Origin of the sequence: Sinorhizobium sp. NG07B (assembly GCF_002532005.1) — a bacterium.
GTDB lineage: Bacteria > Pseudomonadota > Alphaproteobacteria > Rhizobiales > Rhizobiaceae > Sinorhizobium > Sinorhizobium fredii_C.
Window position 1 is genome coordinate 861194 of record NZ_NWTD01000001.1, and the last position, 20744, is coordinate 881937.

The 20744-nt window shown below is 62.9% G+C and carries 17 protein-coding genes; 9 read left to right on the forward strand and 8 right to left on the reverse strand.

Annotated features, from left to right (window positions below):
* The first annotated feature begins 159 nt into the window (after positions 1 to 159).
* The 3 genes from CO664_RS04180 (at position 160) to der (ending at position 3053) form a co-directional block, all read left to right on the forward strand.
* Positions 160 to 747, forward strand: a complete 588-nt coding sequence (locus tag CO664_RS04180) for an NnrU family protein (RefSeq protein ID WP_097537995.1) — start codon at positions 160 to 162, stop codon at positions 745 to 747.
* Positions 748 to 949: 202 nt separating this feature from the next.
* Positions 950 to 1618 (forward strand): tetratricopeptide repeat protein, encoded by a 669-nt coding sequence (locus tag CO664_RS04185; RefSeq protein WP_097537996.1) that lies wholly within the window; start codon positions 950 to 952, stop codon positions 1616 to 1618.
* A 10-nt stretch (positions 1619 to 1628) separates the two neighbouring features.
* Positions 1629 to 3053 (forward strand): ribosome biogenesis GTPase Der, encoded by a 1425-nt coding sequence (gene der / locus CO664_RS04190; protein ID WP_097537997.1) that lies wholly within the window; start codon positions 1629 to 1631, stop codon positions 3051 to 3053.
* Positions 3054 to 3211: 158 nt separating this feature from the next.
* On the opposite strand, the gene CO664_RS04195 is transcribed toward der, so the two are convergent.
* Positions 3212 to 4132 carry a sugar kinase gene (locus tag CO664_RS04195; RefSeq protein WP_097537998.1) on the reverse strand — a complete coding sequence of 307 codons (921 nt, stop codon included), beginning with the start codon at positions 4130 to 4132 and terminating at the stop codon, positions 3212 to 3214.
* Positions 4133 to 4278: 146 nt separating this feature from the next.
* Here CO664_RS04195 and CO664_RS04200 point away from each other — a divergent pair, with 146 nt between their 5' ends.
* Positions 4279 to 5925, forward strand: coding sequence for an alpha-glucosidase family protein (locus CO664_RS04200; RefSeq protein ID WP_097537999.1), 1647 nt, complete (start codon positions 4279 to 4281; stop codon positions 5923 to 5925).
* Between the two features lie 227 nt (positions 5926 to 6152).
* On the opposite strand, the gene ade is transcribed toward CO664_RS04200, so the two are convergent.
* The 7 genes from ade to CO664_RS04235 all read right to left on the reverse strand — a co-directional run bounded on the left by ade (position 6153) and on the right by CO664_RS04235 (position 13768).
* Entirely contained in the window at positions 6153 to 7850 is a 1698-nt protein-coding gene (gene ade, locus CO664_RS04205) for an adenine deaminase (RefSeq protein ID WP_097538000.1), read from the reverse strand.
* 91 nt (positions 7851 to 7941) lie between these two features.
* A complete protein-coding gene (locus CO664_RS04210) occupies positions 7942 to 9270 on the reverse strand; it encodes an aspartate aminotransferase family protein (protein WP_097538001.1) in 1329 nt (442 codons plus the stop codon).
* Between the two features lie 176 nt (positions 9271 to 9446).
* On the reverse strand, positions 9447 to 9791 hold the full coding sequence (locus CO664_RS04215) for a metalloregulator ArsR/SmtB family transcription factor (protein ID WP_097538002.1): 345 nt from the start codon (positions 9789 to 9791) through the stop codon (positions 9447 to 9449).
* Between the two features lie 119 nt (positions 9792 to 9910).
* Positions 9911 to 10654, reverse strand: a complete 744-nt coding sequence (locus CO664_RS04220) for a HugZ family protein (RefSeq protein ID WP_097538003.1) — start codon at positions 10652 to 10654, stop codon at positions 9911 to 9913.
* A gap of 82 nt (positions 10655 to 10736) precedes the next feature.
* On the reverse strand, positions 10737 to 11786 hold the full coding sequence (choV, locus tag CO664_RS04225) for a choline ABC transporter ATP-binding protein (protein WP_037414858.1): 1050 nt from the start codon (positions 11784 to 11786) through the stop codon (positions 10737 to 10739).
* Positions 11783 to 12628 (reverse strand): choline ABC transporter permease subunit, encoded by an 846-nt coding sequence (gene choW, locus CO664_RS04230; protein ID WP_037414860.1) that lies wholly within the window; start codon positions 12626 to 12628, stop codon positions 11783 to 11785. Before choW ends, choV begins: the two co-directional genes overlap by 4 nt.
* Before the next feature lie 183 nt (positions 12629 to 12811).
* Positions 12812 to 13768 (reverse strand): choline ABC transporter substrate-binding protein, encoded by a 957-nt coding sequence (locus CO664_RS04235; RefSeq protein WP_037414862.1) that lies wholly within the window; start codon positions 13766 to 13768, stop codon positions 12812 to 12814.
* A gap of 294 nt (positions 13769 to 14062) precedes the next feature.
* Here CO664_RS04235 and CO664_RS04240 point away from each other — a divergent pair, with 294 nt between their 5' ends.
* From CO664_RS04240 to CO664_RS04265, 5 genes are all read left to right on the forward strand, one after another.
* Positions 14063 to 14650, forward strand: coding sequence for a thymidine kinase (locus CO664_RS04240; protein WP_037414865.1), 588 nt, complete (start codon positions 14063 to 14065; stop codon positions 14648 to 14650).
* Positions 14651 to 15216: 566 nt separating this feature from the next.
* Positions 15217 to 16305 (forward strand): hypothetical protein, encoded by a 1089-nt coding sequence (locus CO664_RS04250; protein ID WP_037414871.1) that lies wholly within the window; start codon positions 15217 to 15219, stop codon positions 16303 to 16305.
* A 61-nt stretch (positions 16306 to 16366) separates the two neighbouring features.
* Positions 16367 to 17515 (forward strand): hypothetical protein, encoded by a 1149-nt coding sequence (locus tag CO664_RS04255; protein ID WP_037414874.1) that lies wholly within the window; start codon positions 16367 to 16369, stop codon positions 17513 to 17515.
* A gap of 3 nt (positions 17516 to 17518) precedes the next feature.
* Positions 17519 to 19435, forward strand: coding sequence for an AAA family ATPase (locus CO664_RS04260; RefSeq protein ID WP_097538004.1), 1917 nt, complete (start codon positions 17519 to 17521; stop codon positions 19433 to 19435).
* Positions 19436 to 19454: 19 nt separating this feature from the next.
* Complete coding sequence (locus CO664_RS04265; RefSeq protein WP_037414880.1) at positions 19455 to 20744, forward strand: DUF6638 family protein; 1290 nt, start codon at positions 19455 to 19457, stop codon at positions 20742 to 20744.

Genomic DNA, 20744 nt, shown 5'->3' on the forward strand with positions numbered 1-20744 from the left:
ATTCGCTGGGGATTAAGCTATGCGATGGTAAATAAAGGGATAAAGCGGGATGCGGGAGGTTCGATGCAGGCTATGGCTTGCATCGCGCTCCGAATTGTTGATCGATGCGTTCACAATCCGGATTCCCCCCGGTTCGATGCAATCTAGCGTGGGTGACTTATGACTCTACTGGTCCTGGGTATCGTGATTTTTCTGGGCATGCATCTCGTTCGCGTGGTTGCGCCCGGCCTTCGCGCCGGCGTCATCGAGAGCCGCGGCAAGGGTACATGGATGGGGCTTTATACGGCCGTCAGCCTCGTCGGTCTCTGTCTCATCATCTATGGCTTCGGCCAGGCACGCGGCGAGACTGGGATGCTCTATGATCCGCCGGTATTCCTGCGCCACATCGCCCTCCTGCTGATGCTCTTCGCCTTTGTCTTCCTTGCCGCGGGTTCCCTGCCGGCCGGTCGCATCGCCGTCGCGGTCAAGCATCCGCAGGTCCTCTCGATCAAGATCTGGGCCCTGGCGCACCTGCTCTCGAACGGCGAGACCTCTTCTGTCCTGCTCTTCGCCTCGTTTCTCGCCTGGGCGGTGATCGTGCGCATCTCGCTGAAGCGACGCGAGCGCGCGGGCGAATCCGTGCTGCCGGTGTTCAAGTCGACGCGCAACGACGTGCTGGCGGTGCTCATCGGCCTCGCCGCCTATGTGCTCTTCGTCTGGAAGCTGCACGATTGGCTGATCGGCGTCCCTCCCATCGTTATGGGCTAAATGACATCATGGGCTAAATGACATGGGCCCCCTTACAAGCGACGCAAAATCGGGTAGAAGGCGCAAAATCCACAGAGAGCACGCGCGTCCGGCCGGACGCGCAACGGATGCTCGAACAGTTTGAGATTGCGCGTTTCCCTTCCGAACATCGGCGTCGAATGTCGGGGCTACGCGCCAGCGTGCAGGAAGGCCGGGGCAACAGATGGCAAACCAGGACGACAGCTTTATCCGCGAGGTGAACGAAGAACTCCGCTCGGATCAGATGAAAGCCATCTGGACGCGCTTCGGCGGCATCATCATCGGGATCGCGGCACTCATCGTCCTCGGCACCGTCGGCAAGGTCGGCTACGACTATTGGCAGGAGAGTTCCTCGTCGCAATCGGGAGACGCCTTCCTCGTAGCGCTTGATCTTGCCAAGGAAAACAAGTCGGAGGAGGCGCTTGCCGCCCTCACCAAGCTGGAGCGGGAGGGCTACGGCTCCTATCCGGTTCTCGCACGATTGCGCGCGGCGACGCTGCAGGCCCAGAAGGGCGAAACCGATGCGGCCGTTGCGGCGTTCTCCGAGATCGGCAAGGACACCCGCATTCCCGCCGCGCTCCGCGATGCGGCGCGGCTGCGCGCCGCCTACCTGCTCATCGATGCCGGCACCTATGATCAGGTCTCGGCCGAGGTCGAACAGCTGGCGGTGCCGCAGAACGCCATGCGCCATTCGGCGCGCGAGGCGCTCGGCCTTGCGGCCTACAAGGCGGGCGATTACGCCAAGGCGAAGGGCTGGTTCCAGCAGATCGCCGACGATACCGAAAGCCCGCGCGGCGTCGTCAACCGGGCGCAGATGCTGCTCGACGTGATTGCGGCGAGCGGCAAAGCTTGAGGCTTCTGATATGAGTTTCACCGTCGCCATCGTCGGGCGCCCCAATGTCGGCAAGTCGACCTTGTTCAACCGTCTGGTCGGCAAGAAGCTGGCGCTCGTCGACGACACGCCCGGGGTCACACGCGACCGGCGACCCGGCGACGCAAAACTCGTCGACCTGAAATTCCGCATTATCGATACGGCCGGTCTCGAGCAATCGGCGCCCGACAGCCTGCAGGGGCGGATGTGGGCGCAAACCGAACAGGCGATCGACGAGGCGGATCTGTCGCTGTTCGTCATCGACGCCAAGGCCGGCCTGACGCCGGCCGATGAAACGCTTGCCGAGATGCTGCGCCGGCGCGGCAAGCCGGTCATCGTCGTCGCCAACAAGTCGGAGGCACGCGGATCCGACGGCGGCTTCTACGACGCCTTCACGCTCGGCCTCGGCGAACCGTGCCCAATCTCGGCCGAGCACGGCCAGGGCATGCTCGACCTGCGGGACGCGATCGTCGCCGCCCTCGGTGAGGATAGGGTCTTCCCGCCGGCGGAGGACGTCGCCGAGACCGATGTCGATATTCGCCCGACGGGGGCAGGCGAGGACGAAGAGGCGGAGCCCGCCTATGACGAAACCAAGCCCCTGCGAGTCGCGATCGTCGGCCGGCCGAATGCCGGCAAGTCGACGCTGATCAACCGCTTTCTCGGCGAAGACCGGCTGCTGACCGGCCCCGAGGCCGGCATCACCCGCGATTCCATCTCGGTCGAATGGGACTGGCGCGGCCGCACGATCAAGATGTTCGACACGGCCGGCATGCGCCGCAAGGCGAAGGTCCAGGAAAAGCTCGAGAAGCTTTCGGTCGCCGATGCGCTGCGCGCCATCCGTTTTGCCGAGACGGTCGTCATCGTCTTCGACGCTACCATTCCCTTCGAGAAGCAGGATCTGCAGATCGTCGATCTGGTGCTGCGCGAGGGGCGTGCGGCCGTGCTCGCCTTCAACAAATGGGACCTGGTCGAGAACTGGCAGGCGGTGCTTGCAGATCTGCGCGAAAAGACCGAACGGCTGCTGCCGCAGGCCCGCGGCATCCGCGCCGTGCCGATCTCCGGCCATACGGGCTACGGTCTCGACAGGCTGATGCAGGCGATCATCGAGACGGACAAGGTCTGGAACCGGCGCATCTCGACGGCGCGCCTCAATCGTTGGCTGGAATCGCAGCAGGTGCAGCACCCGCCGCCGGCCGTCTCCGGCCGTCGCCTGAAGCTCAAATACATGACCCAGGTGAAGGCCCGCCCGCCGGGCTTCATGATCTCCTGCACGCGCCCGGAAGCGGTGCCGGAATCCTATGTCCGCTATCTGATCAACGGCCTGCGCAACGATTTCGACATGCCGGGCGTGCCGATCCGCGTCCATTTCCGGGCTGCGGATAATCCTTACGAATCGAAGGCTCGCAAGAGGCGGTGATTGAAGGAAGCATCGCCGCTCTACAATCAAGGCCTCATTCCTGTGCTTGTCACAGGAATCCAGCAGCGCCGCGTCTGCGGCGCGGGAGTCCATCCAAAGGTTATTTGGCTCATCGGTAGAAAGGCTCGGTGACATCCCGTCGATCGGTGAAAAGCCACCTACCAAACAGTCGGCAACTTCTCCCGCTCCACCAGCGCCCCGTGATGGCCGATCACCGCTGCGGCTATGCGTGCGGCGAAGGCGGCGGCATCTGCCGGGGTGTCGCCGGCGGCGAGGTGCGCGAGGAAGGAACCGTTGAAACTGTCCCCGGCGCTGGTGGTGTCGACGATGCGGGCAACGGGTGCTGCCGGGATGTGCTGGCGCGCTCCCTCGCCGAACTGCAGGGTGACGCCGTTGGCGCCGTCCTTGACGGCGATGTCGGCGACGCCGAGCGCACGGTATCGTTCGATCGTGCTGCCGACGGAGGCATCACCGAAATGCGTCGCCTCGTCGTCATAGCTCGGCAGCACCATCGTCGCCGCTCGCGCACCCGCCTCGATGGTTGCGCGCATCCGTGCCACGTCGTCCCAGAGGCGCGGACGGATATTCGGATCGAATACGACGCGCTTGCCGGTCGCCTTCGCCCGCCGCAGTTCCGACAGCAGGGTTTCGACCGCATCGGCAGCAAGGATTGCAAGCGTGATCCCGGAGAAGAAGACCACGTCCGCCGAACCGATCGCCTTTCGCAGCCGATCCAGGTCGTCGGCGAGCAGCTTCGCGGCGGAAGTTGAGCGCCAGTAGGAGAAGCTGCGCTCCCCTTCCTTGAGATGGATCATGTAGAGGCCTGGCATGCGGCCCTCGATCCTGGCGATATGCGCCGTGCCGACTCCAGTGCCTTCGATGAATGACAGCATCTCGTCGGAGACGACATCGGTGCCGACGGCGGTCAGATACTCGACGGTCCATCCGGCCGGTGCGAACAGACGCGCGTAATAGGCGGTGTTGAAGGTGTCGCCCGCATAGCCCTTGCGCAGCATGCCGCCTTCCGCCTGCATCAGTTCGACCATGCATTCGCCGATTGAAAGCATGCTGCCCGCCATCCGCTCTTCCTCCCGCCATCGGTGTCGCCGCCAATGGGTTAGCGATCTGTCGGCTTCGCAGCAAGCGAATGTTGCGCGCGCCGTTTACTCGGTGAAATCGCGGCGATACATCTTTCGTGCAGCAGCAGGAACAGCGGGGTGTGCGGATGGCGGTCGGAACGAGGTCTGGCGACGATTGGTGGCGCGGCGCGGTGGTCTATCAGGTCTATCCGCGTTCCTTCCAGGACACGGATGGCGACGGCATCGGTGATCTTCGCGGCGTGACCCGGCGGCTTTCTCATATCGCCTCGCTCGGCGTCGACGCCATCTGGCTGTCGCCCTTCTTCAGGTCGCCGCAGGCGGACATGGGCTACGACGTCTCGGACTATTGCGACGTCGACCCGATGTTCGGCTCGCTTGCCGATTTCGACGCCATGATGGCGGAGGCGCACCGGCTGGGACTGAAAGTGATCATCGACCAGGTGATCTCGCACACGTCCGACCGGCATCCCTGGTTCGTCGAGAGCCGCTCGAGCCGTAGCAATGCCAAGGCGGACTGGTTCGTCTGGGCCGATCCGAAGCCGGACGGCACGGCGCCGAACAATTGGCTTTCGATCTTCGGCGGCCCGGCCTGGGAATGGGACGGGGTGCGCAGGCAATACTACATGCACAACTTCCTGACGTCGCAGCCGGACCTCAATTTCCATCATCCCGAGGTCCAGGAGGCGCTGCTCGATACGGTGCGCTTCTGGCTGGACCGCGGCGTTGACGGCTTCCGGCTCGACACGGTCAATTATTACTTCCATGACCGGCATTTGCGGGACAACCCGCCGCTCGTTCCGGATCCCGATGCGACGAGCAGCGACGCGCCGGAGGTCAATCCCTACGGCATGCAGGATCATCTCTACGACAAGACCCAGCCGGAGAATATCGCCTTCCTGCAGCGGCTGCGGGCCTTGCTCGACAGATATGGCGGCCGCACGACGGTGGGCGAGGTCGGCGATGGCGCCCGGTCGCTGAAGACGGTTGCCGCCTATACGAGCGGTGGCGACAAGCTGCACATGTGCTACACCTTCGACCTGCTCGGCCCGGAACTCTCGGCCCGCCATATCCGGCGCTGCGTCGAGAATTTCCAGGCGATCGTCACCGATGGCTGGGTCTGCTGGGCCTTCTCCAACCACGACGTCATGCGTCATGTCAGCCGCTTTGTGCTTCGCGAGGCGGACCGCGAACGGGTGGCGAAGCTCGCTATTGCGCTGCTTGCCAGCCTGCGCGGTTCGATCTGCCTCTACCAGGGCGAAGAACTGGGCCTGCCGGAGGCGGAACTCACTTACGAGGAATTGCGCGACCCCTATGGCATCCGCTTCTGGCCGGCCTTCAAGGGTCGCGACGGCTGCCGGACGCCGATGGTCTGGGAAAGGGATGAGGCGAATGCCGGATTTTCCGCCGGTTTTCCCTGGCTGCCGGTGCGCGAGGAACAGCGCGCCTTGGCGGTGGATGCACAGGAGGGCGTCGCGGGGTCGGTGCTCGAACATTATCGCACTACGCTCGCTTTCCGTCGCGCCCACGCGCCCCTCCTAGACGGCGACATGGCGTTCCTTGCGACCAACCAGGATGTGCTGGCCTTCACCAGGGAGAAGAACGGCGAGAGGTTGCTTTTCGTCTTCAACCTGACGGGCGAGCCGCAAACGGTTCAGCTCGCCGTCGACATGGATGTCGCTGAAGTGCTGCCAGTGCCGGGATTTGCGCCCGAGTTAGCTGAGAACGCGATCGCGCTTGCCGGTTACGACGTCTTCTGCGGCAGGCTGGGGTGAGCGGAGACGCGTTCGTTACCCCTCCGTCATCCTCGGGCTTGACCCGAGGATCCCACGCACAGACATCACCGAAACTATCGAGCGTCGCGGTCAGTTTGCGTGAATTCGAGATCGCGTCGTGGTCAATGTGCCACGGGCGGCCTTGTGAATGGATCCTCGGGTCAAGCCCGAGGATGACAAGTGTGGAGAGGGCGGCATTCCGTCAGCAGGTCATCGTGTCAGTAGTCTCAGCCAATCAGCGCAAACTTGTCCACATCCACCAGCCCGCGGTCCGAAATCTTGAGGTGCGGTATCACCGGCAGCGGCAGGAAGGCGAGTTGCAGGAAAGGCTCCTCCAGCGTCGCGCCAAGCGCGAAGGCGGCCTGGCGCAGGTGGTGGAGGATGTCGCGCACCCGCTCATAGGGCTCGAGGCTCATCAGTCCGGCAATCGGCAAGGCGATCTCGCCGGTCACCCGGCCGTCTTCGACGACGACGAAACCGCCCCTGATCTCGGCGAGGCGATTGGCGGCAAGTGCCATGTCTTCGTCTCCGACGCCGACGACGCAGATATTGTGGCTGTCATGGCCGACGGTGGAGGCGATCGCGCCCTTCTTCAGGCCGAAGCCCTGAACGAAGCCGTTGGCATGGTTGCCGTTGATGCCGTGGCGCTCGATGACGGCGACCTTGATGATGTCGCGGCCGAGATCCGGCCCTGTCTGGTTGCCCTCGACCGGCAGCCGAAAACGGCGATGCTCGGTGATGATCTTTCCCGGCAGCACGCCGATCACCGAGGTCTCGCTTTCGCTGTAGGGCACGGCGAAGTCGGCCGACTTGACCTCTCGCGCCTTGACGCTGTCGAGCCCCACCGGTTCAACCGGCTTGCGGCGGGCAAAGAGCGCGTCGGTCACGCGTTTCCCGCCCGAGAAGACCATCTCGGCCTTGCAGGTCTCCAGGCTGTCGACGACGACGAGATCGGCCCGCCAGCCGGGCGCGACCAGGCCGCGGTCGCTGAGACCGAAGGCACGCGCCGCGGAGATCGAGGCGGCGCGATAGATCGCCAGCGGCGAGACGCCCGCCGCGATCGTCGTGCGGATCATGTGGTCGAGATGGCCCTGCTCGGCGATGTCGAGCGGATTGCGATCGTCGGTGCAGAGCGCCAGATAGGGCGACAGCCGTTCGGTGATGATCGGCATCAGGGCATGCAGGTCTTTCGACACCGAGCCTTCGCGAACGAGGATATGCATGCCCTTGCGGATCTTTTCGAGCGCTTCCTCGGCGCTCGTGCACTCGTGGTCGGTGCGGATTCCGGTTGCGAGGTAACCATTCAGTTCTTTGCCGCGCAACAGCGGCGCATGGCCGTCGATGTGGCCGCCCTGGAAGGCCGCGAGCTTGGCGAGGCAGACCGGATCCTTGTGGATGACGCCGGGGAAATTCATGAACTCGGCAAGGCCGATCACCTTGGGGTGATGGCGAAACGGCGTAAGCCGCTCGATCGGCAGGTCGGCACCGGCCGTCTCCAGATGCGTTGCCGGCACGCAGGAGGAAAGCTGGACGCGGATGTCCATGATCGTTTCCATCGCCGAGTCCAGGAAGAACTGGATACCCTCGGTGCCGAGCACGTTGGCGATCTCGTGCGGGTCGCAGATCGCCGTGGTGACGCCGAGCGGCAGGACGCAACGGTCGAATTCGTGCGGGGTGACGAGCGAGGACTCGATGTGCAGATGCGTGTCGATGAAGCCCGGGACGATGATGCGACCGTAGATGTCGATTTCCTCGCAGCCCTCGTAGTCGCCGCAGGTTCCGACGATCCGGTCGCCGGAGATGGCAATGTCGGAAGCGACGAGTTCGCCGGTGACGAGATCGAAGAAGCGCCCGCCCTTGAGCACGATGTCGGACGGCTTGCGGCCGACGCCCTGATCGATGAACCGTTCCAGCGCCTCGGACATGCCTGCACCTCGCCCCTTTGCTGCTTTGCCGATGACAATACCCCTCTCCCCTGAGGCGGGGAAAGGGCTTCGCAAATAACGCGGAGATGTCTCAGATATTGTTCTTCAAGACGTCGCGCAGCTTGTCGAAGAGTTCGTCGATCTGCTGCTTTTCGATGATCAGCGGCGGCGACAGCGCGATGATGTCGCCGGTCGTGCGGATCAACAGGCCTTTCTCGTAGGCCTTTAGGAAGGCGGAGAAGGCGCGCTTCGTCGGCTCGCCGGCGATCGGCTCGAGCTCGACCGCGCCGATCAGGCCGATATTGCGGATGTCGATCACATGCGGGCAGTCCTTCAGCGAATGCAGCGCCTCCTCCCAGTAGGGCGCGAGATCGGCGGCGCGCGTCAGCAGACCCTCTTCCTTGTAGGTGTCGAGCGTTCCGAGTGCCGCGGCAGACGCGATCGGGTTGCCGGAATAGGTGTAGCCGTGGAAGAACTCGATCAGATGCTCCGGGCCGGTCATGAAGGCGTCGTGGATTTCCGAGGTGACGAACACTGCGCCCATCGGGATCACGCCGTTGGTCAGGCCCTTGGCGGTGGTGATGATATCTGGCTTGACGTCGAAATATTGGGCGGCAAAAGGCGTGCCGAGACGACCATAGCCGGTGATGACCTCGTCGAAGATCAGCAGGATGCCGTGCTTGGTGCAGATCTCGCGCAGCTTCTGGAGGTAGCCCTTCGGCGGGATGAGCACGCCGGTGGAGCCGGCGACCGGCTCGACGATGACCGCGGCGACAGTCGAGGCGTCGTGGAGGGTGACGATCCGCTCCAGTTCGCTCGCAAGATCGGCCCCGTGCTCGGGCTCGCCGCGGGCAAAGGCGTTCTTCCCCGGCAGGTGCGTATGCGGCAAATGGTCGACGCCCGTCAGCAGCGTGCCGAACATCTTGCGGTTGGCGACGATGCCGCCGACCGAAATGCCGCCGAAATTGACGCCGTGATAGCCGCGCTCGCGGCCGATGAGGCGGAAGCGCGAGCCGTTGCCCTTGGCGCGGTGATAGGCGAGCGCGACTTTCAGCGCGGTGTCGACCGATTCCGAACCGGAATTGGTGTAGAGGACGTGGTTCAGACCTTCCGGTGCGATGTCGACGAGCCGGTTGGCGAGCTCGAAGGCCTTCGGATGGCCGAGCTGAAAGGCCGGCGCATAATCGAGTTCGCCCGCCTGTTCGCGGATCGCCTCGGTGATCTTCGGCCGACAGTGACCGGCATTGACGCACCAGAGACCGGCCGTGCCATCGAGCACGGTCCGCCCGTCATGGGTGGTGTAGTACATGTCCTTGGCGCCGACGAAGAGCCGCGGCTCCTTCTTGAACTGCCGATTGGCGGTGAAGGGCATCCAAAAGGCGCGGAGATCGTTCGGGGTGGTGTTCAGGCGGTTCGACATGTCTGTTCTCCTCGGGGGCGTCCAGCGCGAAAAGTCGGCTGGGGTCCGAATTCTTTTACCTGTTGGTCAAATTATCAGTGCCCCTGTGAGCGTCAAGCCTGCCGGCGCGCAAGAAATAAGCCCCGCGATTGCTCGTCGGGGCTTTGGCCTTGCAGCTCTTGTCGGCGTCTTGGGAGTTACGCCGACTTGCGCACGAAGGTCTTTTCTATGACGACGCTCGTGGGGGCTCCGTAAATCTCCGTGAGTGCGCCCAAAATCCTCATGACCGCCTCGGACGAACTCGAATAATAGATCGTCTGGGCGTCACGACGGGTGCTAACCAGATTCTGGGCACGCAACTTCGAGAGGTGCTGGGAAAGAGCCGACTGGCTCAGCCCGACCTTGTTGGCCAATGCGCCTACCGCCATTTCTTCCTTGACCAGCGAGTCGAGAATGAGCAGGCGTTTTGGATTTGCCATGGCCGAGAGGAAACCGGCTGCTATTTCCGCTTCCTCATGTTTTTCAGGCGAAAGAGGCTGCATTGCGTGCTCCATGCGAGAATTACATCACACGTAGTTATGTTTTACGAAGCACGATAATTAGACGTGATGCATAAAAGGGCAACCACCCACTGCAAGAATTGGGGGTAGCTAAGTGCCGATTAACCGTTAAGTTTTTTCAAAATCGGCCGCAACTGGGCCGTGTCCTCGAGAACGGCGTCGAATTCCAGGCGCTGCAGTGTCTCCCCGTCGGAAAGGTCGAGGCCAGCCGAGTCGATCCCGACGATCTTCCAGTCGCCATCGCCGGCGCGGCAGTGGACGGTCGCATAATGCTTCACCGCGTCCCGGTGATCGGAGTTCATATGCTCGATGGCGCTGCTCTCCATCTCGGCGAGCGCGGCGGCCGCGGGCGAAACGATGACGAGATCCTCGCCAGTCAGCACATAGGCGCGGCCGAAACCGCCATTGAGGCTGGCGCGCAGCGGCGCCAGGCGGAAAAAGCCGAAATCGGGAAAATCGACATAGAGCCGGGCCTTGGGATGGCGGCGCAGAAAACGCTCGCGGATGCGGCCATGCGAGGCGCTGTCGCGCGCAACCTCTTCGGCCTCGCACTGCAGGGTGAGGCGGGGATGGGCTAGGGGGTCGCCCTTGCCCGGCTCGCCGGTCAGCAGCGAGGCGCGTCGGTCGGCAAGGAGCGCCTGGGTATGGGTCGAAAGCCGTGAGACGAGAATGACCGGCGCGCCGTCGATATCGATGCCGATCAAGGCGCGGCTGACGAAGGGAAAGCCGCTGCCGTCGGGTTCGAGCACAGCCAGCGCGCCGCTGCGCGCGGACCGGAGCAACACCCGGGCAAGCCTGCGCGCCTCGTCGTCGGTCTCTCTCAAGACGTTCGGTTTGTCGCTCATGACGCGCTTCCTCGGGTCAGTCAAAACAAAAAAGCCCGGAGCGGCTGCTCCAGGCTTCTTTTGAACCCCGCGCTTCGTGGCGTCAATCTTTGCTGCGGTGACGCGTCAGGCCTTCGACGATGTTTTGGGCGTCGATGGTCCCGACCACAGCGCCGTTATCGACGACGCCGATGCTGCCCGGCTGGCGGGACATGGCGTCGAGGATGTCGACGAGCGGCGTCGTCGGCTTGGCGGTCGCCGTCACGCCGGTCGTGGCAGCGGTCCGCCCGACGCCGGACTGCATCACGTCCTTTGCCGTCAGCATGGTGATCGGGTTCATGTGCTGGACGAAGTCGGCCACATATTGGTTGGCGGGATTCTTGACGATCTCCTGCGGCGTACCGCACTGGATGATCCGCCCGCCTTCCATGATGGCGATGCGGTTGCCGATGCGAAAGGCCTCGTCGAGATCGTGGCTGACGAAGATGATCGTCTTCTTCAGCCGCCGCTGGAACTCTAGCAGTTCGTCCTGCAGGCGCGTGCGGATCAGCGGGTCGAGCGCCGAGAAAGGCTCGTCCATCAGCAGGATGGGAGCGCCGGTGGCGAAGGCCCGCGCAAGACCGACGCGCTGCTGCATGCCGCCCGAAAGCTCGTTGACCTTGCGGTCTGCCCACTTGGTCAGATTGACGAGCTCGAGCTGTTCGCCGACGCGCTTCTTTCGCTCCGCATCGCCGACGCCGGCCAGTTCGAGGCCGAAGCCGACATTGTCGGCCACCGTGCGCCAGGGAAGCAGGGCGAACTGCTGGAACACCATCGACACCGTGTGCATGCGGAAGTCGCGCAAGGCCTTGGCGTTGCAACGATAGGGGTTCAGCGGTGCGCTCGAAGTCTTGACCTCGACCTCGCCGCGAACGACCGGGGCAAGGCCGTTGACGGCTCTCAGCAGCGTCGACTTGCCGGAGCCGGACAGGCCCATTAGCACGAGGATCTCGCCTTCGTGGATTGCCAGCGAGGCGCCGGCCACGCCGAGCACGAGGCCGGTGGCAGCACCGATCTCGTCGCGCGTCTTGCCCTGATCGACCATTTGAAGGGCAGGCTGGGGGTTCTTGCCGAAGATGATGTCGACATTCTTGAAAACGACGGCTTCGGTCATGCGCCTTCTCCTTCATCGGACGAGCGGAAAAGACGGTCGAGGACGATCGCCAGGATGACGATACAGAGACCAGACTCGAAGCCCCTGGCGATATTGACCGTGTTCAGCGCCCGAAGGACCGGCACGCCGAGGCCGTCGGCACCGACGAGCGCGGCAATGACCACCATCGACAGCGACAGCATGATCGTCTGCGTCAGCCCGGCCATGATCTGCGGCATGGCGAAGGGAATCTCGACCTTGCGCAGCACCTGCCATGGCGTGGCGCCGAAGGACTCGGCGGCCTCGACCAGTGACGGCGGCGTCGAGATGATGCCAAGGCGCGTCAGGCGGATCGGCGCGGGAATGGCGAAAATGACCGTGGCGATCAGCCCGGGCACCATGCCGAGACCGAACAGGATCAGCGCCGGAATGAGATAGACGAAGGTCGGGATCGTCTGCATCAGGTCGAGGATCGGCCGCATGATCGAGTAGACCCAGGCACGCCGCGCAGCGACGATGCCAAGGGGCACGCCGACGGCCATGCTGACGAAGCTGGCCGCGAGCACCAGCGCCAGCGTCTCCGTGGTTTCCTGCCAGTAGCCCTGGTTGACGATCAGGAGCAGCCCAAGACAGGTGAATGCGGCGATGCCGACCGAGCGGCGAAACCACCAGGCCAGGGCGGTCACGACCGCGATGACGATGAGCGGGTGCGGTGTCTGGAGGATGTAGAGCAGGACGGCGATGATGCCTGAAAGCAGATTTGCGAGCTGGTCGAAGAACAGTTCGAAATTCGTCGTCAGCCAGTCGACGAACGCCTTGGCCCAGCCGCCGATCGGGATGCGATTATCAGTTAGAAATTCCACGAAACTGGATCCCTCTTGTCAGGGTCAAACACTGGATCGCATGAAGCGGTGGAAGGGCGGGGAGGTTCCCGCCCGACTGCATGGTTTCCTTCAATCACAGCCGATTTGAGGGCAGAGGCATGCAGCAATTTTTGAGTGCTGCAGCGACCTTTGCGCGACGGGCGGCCGCGCGGCGCCACGCAATCAGAGGCCGAGTTCGGACTTCACCGCAGCCAGTCCGTCGCCACCATCCTTGGTGGTCACGCCGGCAAGCCAGGGCTCGATGGCAGAGGGGTTGTCCTTCAGCCAGGCGGCAGCGGCCTTCTCCGGATCTTCGCCGTCGTTCAGGATTTTGCCCATGATCTCGTTTTCCATCTCAAGCGAGAAGTTCAGGTTCTTGAGCAATGCGCCGACATTCGGGCATTCGGTCGTATAGCCGGCGCGCACATTGGTGTGCACCGTGGCGCCGCCGAAGTTCGGGCCGAAGATGTCGTCACCGCCCGAGAGGTAGGTAAGCTTGAAGTTGGCGTTCATTGGATGCGGCTCCCAGCCGAGGAAGACGATCGGCTCGCCGTCCTTCTCGGCACGCGCCACCTGCGCCAGCATGCCCTGTTCGGAGGATTCGACGACCTCGAAGCCCTTGAGATCGAACGTTCCCTTCTCGACCATGTCGATGATCAGGCGGTTGCCGTCATTGCCAGGCTCGATGCCGTAGATCTTGCCCTCGAGCGCATCCTTGTGGGCGGCGATGTCCTTGAAGTCCTTGATGCCGAGCTCAGCACCCTTGGCGTTGGTCGCCAGCGTGTATTTGGCGCCTTCGAGATTTTGGCGGACGGTTTCGACCGATTTGTCGTCGCGATAGGGTTTGATGTCGGCTTCCATGGTCGGCATCCAGTTGCCGAGGAAGACATCGATATCCTTGTTCTTCAGCGACGTGTAGGTAACGGGGACCGAAAGCACCTTGACGTCAGTCTCGTAGCCGAGCGCCTCAAGGATGGTGGTTGCCGTCGCCGTCGTGGCGGTGATGTCCGTCCAGCCGACGTCGGAGAAGCGGACGGTGCCGCAGCTTTCCGCCTCGGCCGCGGCCGCATTGCCGGCGGTCAAGGCCGCCATGCAGATGGCACCTGCCAGCATGAATTTGAGCGAGAATGTCCTTGTCATCGTTGTCGTTCCCCTGCCTGTGTTCTTTTTTTAGCCAAACACCAATGCGCCCCGAATTCAAGGCCTTGGCGTCGAGGGAAGTGTATTGTCTCATTCCATTGAGGGGATGCACAAAACGACGCTGAATGTCGCAATGCCTGCGAAATGGCGCTCCACAAACATTGATAGGCTCACGAGCGGCGCGGGTGGACCAATTTCCGCCGACGGCGAAAATCTGTGGGTCGCGCCGACGCGCTCTGGTCATCAGCTCTTTGCAAGGTCATGTAGCGGAGACGACGTCTGGGAACCCTGGTCATGGCCAAACTCTATTTCAGCTACGCGACGATGAATGCGGGCAAGAGCACGCTGCTCCTGCAGGCCGCCTACAACTATCAGGAGCGCGGCATGCGCGTCGTGATGCTGATCGCCGCCTTCGACGATCGGGCAGGCACGGGGCGCATCGCATCGCGCATCGGGCTCCAATCGGAGGGGATCCCGTTCCGTGGGAAGGACGACCTCTTCAAACTCGTCGAGCGGCTGAACGGCGACGGATCCGGCCAGATCGCCTGCGTCTTCGTCGACGAGGCGCAGTTCCTCGGCGAGGACCAGGTGTGGCAGCTCGCGCGCGTCGCCGATCGCCTCGGCATTCCGGTCATGGCCTATGGCTTGAGAACGGATTTTCAGGGGAAGCTCTTTCCGGGTTCTATGGCGTTGCTGGCGATTGCCGACGAGTTGCGCGAGGTCAGGACGATCTGCCATTGCGGACGCAAGGCGACGATGGTCGTACGCCTCGACGGCAACGGCAAGGTCATGCGCGAGGGGGCGCAGGTCGATGTCGGCGGCAATGAGAAATACGTCTCCTTCTGCCGCCGCCATTGGGAAGACGAGATGCGCGCCGGCTGACGGCGGCGCCCCGATCTTCAATGGGTTCCAAGCATGCGGTCCGTCGCCTTCGCCACCTGTCTCCCCTTCGTCGCGACACCGAGCCTGGCAGATGGCGACGCCAGGGCGCGCGCCGCGGTCTTTCGGAAATGCAGTGCCTGCCCTACGGCGACGGAACCGGCGAACCGGGTGGGACCGAGCCCTGATGGGCGTTGTCGGCCGTCCCGTCGCTTCGTTCGGCGGCTACAACTATTCCGATGCAATGAAGGCGTTCGGCACTCAAGGTAAAGTGTTGGGACGAGGTTACGCTCTCCGAATATCTGTTGAGCCCACGGACTCTGGTAAGCGGCACCAGAATGAGTTTTCCGGGACTGAGGAGGCCGTCGGACATTGTCGACCTTATCGCCTATCTCAAAAAATCCCACCGCCGGCCAATGAGCGGGCCGCGCAGCCTCGCCTTACCTGCGAAAAAAGCCCGCCGGCGTCTCTTGTCCTGACCTGCTAAACACCCTTTATATAACTGCAATCAAGGGCTGAGCAGATTGGTCCGCGGGCACAGCCGCCCGGACGGACAAAGGGGATAGGACATGGCCACTCTTCAGAATTTTGACGCCGAAATCGCCAAGACGCGCAGTGTCGTCGACGAGATGCGCGGCAAGCTCGAACAGTCGGGCGTCGTGCTAGAGCAATTCGCCAAGGCGGACACCAAGCTCGGCGATGTCAATTTCGACATCGAGAACGCCCGCATTCAGGACGTCCTCAAACAACAGAAGGCGATGGAAGCCAACATCGCCGATCTGATCATCGGTCTCGAAGATGCAACGAACGTCTTCGGTGCCGAGTTCGAGAGCATGAAAAGCTATACGGGTTACGAGAAGTTCATCGGCATGTTCTCCAAGCAGTCGATGCAGCGGATGCGCACCGACCGGGTGCGCAACATGTCGCTCGCCGGAAACCTTCAGGAACTGCTCGTCAAGTCCGACACCATCGTCGGCATCCTCAAGGAGCAGAAGGCGATCCTCGATCAGCGCTACAAGACCTCCGAGCAGAGCCTCATCCAGGTGATCGAGCGCCGCAAGGGCACGATGGCTGCGCTGGTGGAGACCCAGAAGCGCATCGAGGAGCTCAACCCTCTGCTGCTCGACGTCGAGAATCGGATCGCCGCTTCCACGGACCAAACGACCCGCACCGACCTCGAGTCCGAGCGCTCGCGGCTGGCGACGGAATACAACGAGAAACAGGCCAAGGAACAGGAACTGCTCGCCGAGAGCCAGACGCTCGAGCGCTATACCGCGATGTTCCAGACCTTCGTCGATTCGCTCAACAATCAGATCGCCGCGCAGAACACGCTGATCAACAAGCTGACGATCGATACGGAGCAGCGCATCGTCCTCTACAAGTCGCTGGAAGATTCGCTGAAGACCGCGGCGCAGCAGGACGTGGCTCACAAGATCAATACGCTCGGCAGTCAGGTCGACACCGCCGCCGAGGAAACGATGGCCGGGATCGGCGCCGCCGCCCAGCGGCATATCGGCGACCTTCTCGAAATGCATGAAAAGAACATGCTCGCGACCCAGGATATCCAGCGGCGCAAGAAACTGGCCGACGACGCCTTTGCCCGTCGCTTCCAGACGGTGATGGACAAGCACAATGCCGCAAACTACGTGAAGCAGTGATCGGCAAGGCGGCAATGACCGGCTTTCCGACCGCCTTTCGGCATATGCCGGAGGGGTTTACATGAACACCGCCGTATCGCCTGCCGTCAGGCAATATTTCACCTCGATCAGGGCCGCATTGGCCGGTCTCGAGCTGTTTCTCGGCGACCGCAATTCACCGCTTTACCGCAACACGGTCGTCGGCGAGGTCATCGTTCCCTATCTCGCCCGGCTGAAGGCATCGGTTGCCTGCTGGGAGAATCGCATCGGATTCGTAGAGCATTTCCGGATTTCGCGGGCCGAGAGCGGCTTTCCGGTCTTCCAGAACGTGCTGGAGCTCGAGAACGACCGGCAGAGCGCGGAAAAGCGGCTGGCGAGCATTCCCTCCGCGGATGCGCTGCGCGAGGAAATGGTCGATTTCATCCTCAGGCAAAAGGCCTTTCCGGAGGCGCTGCAGGCGCGCATGGCCGAACGGCTCTATCTCGAGCAGATCGGCAAGGGCGACATCTTCTCGCCTTTCATCCTGCCGGAGACGATCCGGGTCGCCGTCAACCCGAAGACGATGCGGCCCTATTATGTGGTCGCCTGGGGCGCCTTCGACGGCACGCAGACGCTGCCGATGATCTATATGGCGACGGTCGAGGATTCTTCCGACAATATCGTCGAGATGCTGGTGACCGAAGACGGCAAGCTCAATCCGGAGATCGAGATCCCGCTTCCGGTCGGCGGACTGCTCAATCCGCAACTGGCGAGCCGTTTCGACGATTTCGCCTCGAAGAACAGCGCCTATTCGCTGACGCCGGTGACGATCGCCACCAATCTCGACAGGGATTTTCCGGAACTGCATCCAAAACAGCTTCGGCGCATCGTGCTCGGGCCGTTCTATTCGGCTGGAATCACGGAGAACAACGCGCGGATCAACGACATCCTCTCGAAGGTGCGCAAGACCGAGAATGCCTGGCTTTTGACCTGGACGGTGCAGGAGGTCTTCTCCAAGGCCGAGCGGCCGGCGGAGCGTGGCTTCTGGTCGACGACGCCGGCGCAGGAGGAGTTTCACATCGACACCGGCAATCTCGAAGCCGCGCGCATGGGCGTGAGCGCCTACGAGAAGCATGCGCTTGTGCCGCACGACGCCTATCAGGCGCTCTACGCGGCAGGCGAGGCGGCGCAGGTGTTCGGTGACTACAAGGTGCATGTTATCTCCGGCAACCAGGTGGTGAGCGAGGTTTGATCGATGACGCTGAACACGGGCCTGACGACGCTGCACGAGGACGACATCGCCAAGCATCAGGCGGTGGCCCAGAGCCTCGTCACCAAGCTCGTCATTCTCGAGCGGGATGAGCCATCGGCGGGCACACCCCTTGCCGGCACCGGCCGCCGTTTCGTCTCGACCGTATCGACGGGAGGCCAGCGCCGCAGCCGGGAGGTGGAACTCGCCCGGACGATCCAAGCGGTGCGCGGCGCCGATCCGCTGCTTTCGCCGGCCCAGCACGCCGCGCTTTACCGTACCCGGCGCGGCATCCAGGTGGCGCTCGCGGTTTCGGATGTTTTCGCGCGGCAGACGAATCTCGAACAATTGCAGGCGCGTAACGCGGGCACGTCGCTTTCCGGCGAAGACGCAAGTCATTTCAAGGCGCTGCTCTCGGCCGCCGCCTATATCGCCGCCTTCACCCTTGCCGCCTATCTCGGCGCGACGCTGCAGGGTGAGGGCGAGCCGGTCGACGATGCCGCCGAGCCGGATTTCCTCTTCGATACGCCCCAGGACGCACTGAAGAGCATGGTCGCCGGGCTCGATCGCAGTCTTGCCGGTGCGCCGGACGATCTGGCCTTGACGGCGCGGGCCCGCGCCTTCTCTCGCGTCGCGATCGAAGGGCTGCTTGCCCGCAAGGCGCGCTTCACCGGGCTGCAGAACTTCGAGAATGTCCACATCCGGCTCGACCAGGATGACTTCACCCTGAACGGTTTCGATGTCGCGCCCGGGCAGAAGCGCAAGCCCTTGGTGATGACCTTCAAGAAGCCGGAGGAGATCATCGGCAATCACATTGCCAAGTATCAGGCGCTGAAACTTGCCAAGATGCTGATGGCCTACGACTTCGACCGGCAGATGAATCCCTTCGTCGAACTCGGCGGCTTCCTCTTCACCTTCATCGGCGACGGCATGCCGGGTACCGGCAAGACGATCCTGATCCAGATGCTTGCCGGCATGCTCCACGACTATTGCGATGTCGCCGGCTACGCCTTCCATTACGAGAATTTCGGCGTCGACCAGATCTCCTCCTATCAGGGCAAATCGGGCCAGAACTGCAAGGAGTTCGTCAACAACGTGATGAACCCGCGGGCGATCGGCTTCGGCACGATCGACGACGTCGATCAGGTGACGGCGAAGCGCTCCGACGATCGCGCTTCCGCCGGCCAGCACGAAGTGACGGCGGTGCTGATGGAGAGCTTCGCCGGCGCCTCGACAGTGGTGCGCGGCAATTGCACCTTCGGCATGTTCTCGAACCATCCGGAGAATGTCGACGATGCCCTGCGCCAGCGCGCCGGCGCACGTTGGCTGGTCGACGGGCCGCAGACGGAGGCCGACTATATCGACATCTTCGCGCTGCTCGTCGGCAAGAACCACAAGATCCCGCTCGGGGAGCACGATCTCTATGCCGGCCAGGAGATCAAGCGCGCCGTCTCGCAATCCTATGCGGCCCATGCCCGGCCGCAGGAGGACGGGCTTGCGGCGGTTTGGGAACGCTACGAGAAAGAGAAGGGCAAGATCGCCTCGCTCGCCGATGTCGGCGCCTATCTGCACATGATCAAGGAGGCGGAGCCGCGCTTCACCGGCCGGGCGATCCGCAACATCACCGACGCGATCAAGATGCGGGCGATGGACGTCGAATTGCCGGACGACTGGTTCAAGGATGCGGGCACCTTCATGCACAAACCCTACGACGAGAAGAAGGCGATGATCGAGGACCTGCGCGGCCCGATCACCATCGACATGGTGCTGCAGGAGATCAACCGCTACGCCGATAGCGAATTCCGCTATACCGACAAGTCGGACGACGCCGCCATTGCCGAAATCATTCGCCGCGAGCGGCAACGCGAGAAGGCGATCCGCGAGATCGAGACAATGAAGCGCGAGGGCCGATGGCAGGGATGACAGAAGAGAACATCGCCCCATGAAGCGCCTTCTCGAAGCCGAGCTCATCTATGGGCGGCTGCTCGATATTTCCGAGCCGCATCTTGTGGCGCGCTATAACAAGGCGCTCGAAGGGTTGGGGCTGAAGCCGACGGCGCTCGAGCGCTTCAGCATCGATGTGACCGGCTTTTCGCCGGAAATTGCTGAGGAGCTCGGAGACCGCGATTATCTCGATCCGAACCGGGTCAACCGGCGCTTCATCATCCTGACGCCCGCCCAGGCGGACCTGCCGGTGGTCCATACGAGCTTTTCCAACACCGCGGCGCTGATGCATGAGTTCTTCAACGCCAACAGCCGGGCTATCAACGCCGTCACCATCAAGGATGCGCTCTATGGCGAGATCGAGGACTCGGTGTCGGTGGTCGAGGACATCGACGATCTGCTGTCGATCAACGAGGTCCGCTTCCGCGTGCTTTCCGCCGAGGACATGCTCGGAAAGGCGGCGGAGCTCCGGGAGCTCGTCGACCGGCTGAAGAAAGTGCCGGACGCGTGGGCGGACGACGCCATGCTGGACCGGATGGTGGAACTCGCCAAGCTGACCGGCGACATCCGCCAGAATGCTCTTGTCCCAGAGGAGCTGGTGTTTCGGCACGAGGCCTTCTGGGCCAATCATTTCGGCGGCGTCTATGTCTTCCTCGACCAGAAGACGACGACGGTGATCTGCGATCCTTCCGTGCCCGGCTTCAGGCGCTCGCGGCCCTGGCAGGTGAGCTATATCGCGATCGGCGATTACGCGCGCATCTACGACTTCCTGACGACGACGAACCGGCTGCAACTGCCGCAGGCCTCCTGGGTGCAGGAGTCGGGCCTCTTCCAGCACCGGGCCGACATGGCAATCCGCGGGCTGATCAACGAAGCCGATCCGGATGCGGATCTGCTGAATGCCGATCGAATCTGGCTACAGACCTGGATCCATCGCAACGCCGCGCTGGTGGCGCGCGATGGCACCTACCCGTTCCTGCAGGAAGTTGCGCGGGCGATCGCCGCAACGGGGACGGTGAAGATGCAGGAGATCGCCCCGGAGAACCGTTTCCTGCTGGTGCGGGCCGCTCCCGACCATCCGGACAAATGGCTGGTCAACCAACTCGTCTCGCAGCTCGTCCCGCGCGACTTCGTCTCCCGCTTCGTGTTCGACAAACAGGGCTTTTATGCTGCCTACGAACACTACGGCGAAAAGTTCCGCGAATATGTTGTGGCGACCCTGACGGGCACATATCTGAAAGACAAGACCGCCTTCCGCCACAAGCTCTACGGTCTCAAAGAGGAATAG

Excerpts from the sequence above, each read along its gene's own strand:
- CO664_RS04235 (WP_037414862.1), bottom strand. The coding sequence starts at position 13,768 with ATGACAAGGACATTCTCGCTCAAATTCATGCTGGCAGGTGCCATCTGC.
- CO664_RS04260 (WP_097538004.1), top strand. The coding sequence starts at position 17,519 with ATGACGCTGAACACGGGCCTGACGACGCTGCACGAGGACGACATCGCC.
- CO664_RS04215 (WP_097538002.1), bottom strand. The coding sequence starts at position 9,791 with ATGCAGCCTCTTTCGCCTGAAAAACATGAGGAAGCGGAAATAGCAGCC.
- CO664_RS04265 (WP_037414880.1), top strand. The coding sequence starts at position 19,455 with ATGAAGCGCCTTCTCGAAGCCGAGCTCATCTATGGGCGGCTGCTCGAT.
- ade (WP_097538000.1), bottom strand. The coding sequence starts at position 7,850 with ATGTCCGAGGCGCTGGAACGGTTCATCGATCAGGGCGTCGGCCGCAAG.
- CO664_RS04185 (WP_097537996.1), top strand. The coding sequence starts at position 950 with ATGGCAAACCAGGACGACAGCTTTATCCGCGAGGTGAACGAAGAACTC.
- CO664_RS04180 (WP_097537995.1), top strand. The coding sequence starts at position 160 with ATGACTCTACTGGTCCTGGGTATCGTGATTTTTCTGGGCATGCATCTC.
- CO664_RS04200 (WP_097537999.1), top strand. The coding sequence starts at position 4,279 with ATGGCGGTCGGAACGAGGTCTGGCGACGATTGGTGGCGCGGCGCGGTG.
- CO664_RS04255 (WP_037414874.1), top strand. The coding sequence starts at position 16,367 with ATGAACACCGCCGTATCGCCTGCCGTCAGGCAATATTTCACCTCGATC.
- CO664_RS04250 (WP_037414871.1), top strand. The coding sequence starts at position 15,217 with ATGGCCACTCTTCAGAATTTTGACGCCGAAATCGCCAAGACGCGCAGT.
- CO664_RS04240 (WP_037414865.1), top strand. The coding sequence starts at position 14,063 with ATGGCCAAACTCTATTTCAGCTACGCGACGATGAATGCGGGCAAGAGC.
- CO664_RS04220 (WP_097538003.1), bottom strand. The coding sequence starts at position 10,654 with ATGAGCGACAAACCGAACGTCTTGAGAGAGACCGACGACGAGGCGCGC.
- choV (WP_037414858.1), bottom strand. The coding sequence starts at position 11,786 with ATGACCGAAGCCGTCGTTTTCAAGAATGTCGACATCATCTTCGGCAAG.
- CO664_RS04195 (WP_097537998.1), bottom strand. The coding sequence starts at position 4,132 with ATGGCGGGCAGCATGCTTTCAATCGGCGAATGCATGGTCGAACTGATG.
- CO664_RS04210 (WP_097538001.1), bottom strand. The coding sequence starts at position 9,270 with ATGTCGAACCGCCTGAACACCACCCCGAACGATCTCCGCGCCTTTTGG.
- der (WP_097537997.1), top strand. The coding sequence starts at position 1,629 with ATGAGTTTCACCGTCGCCATCGTCGGGCGCCCCAATGTCGGCAAGTCG.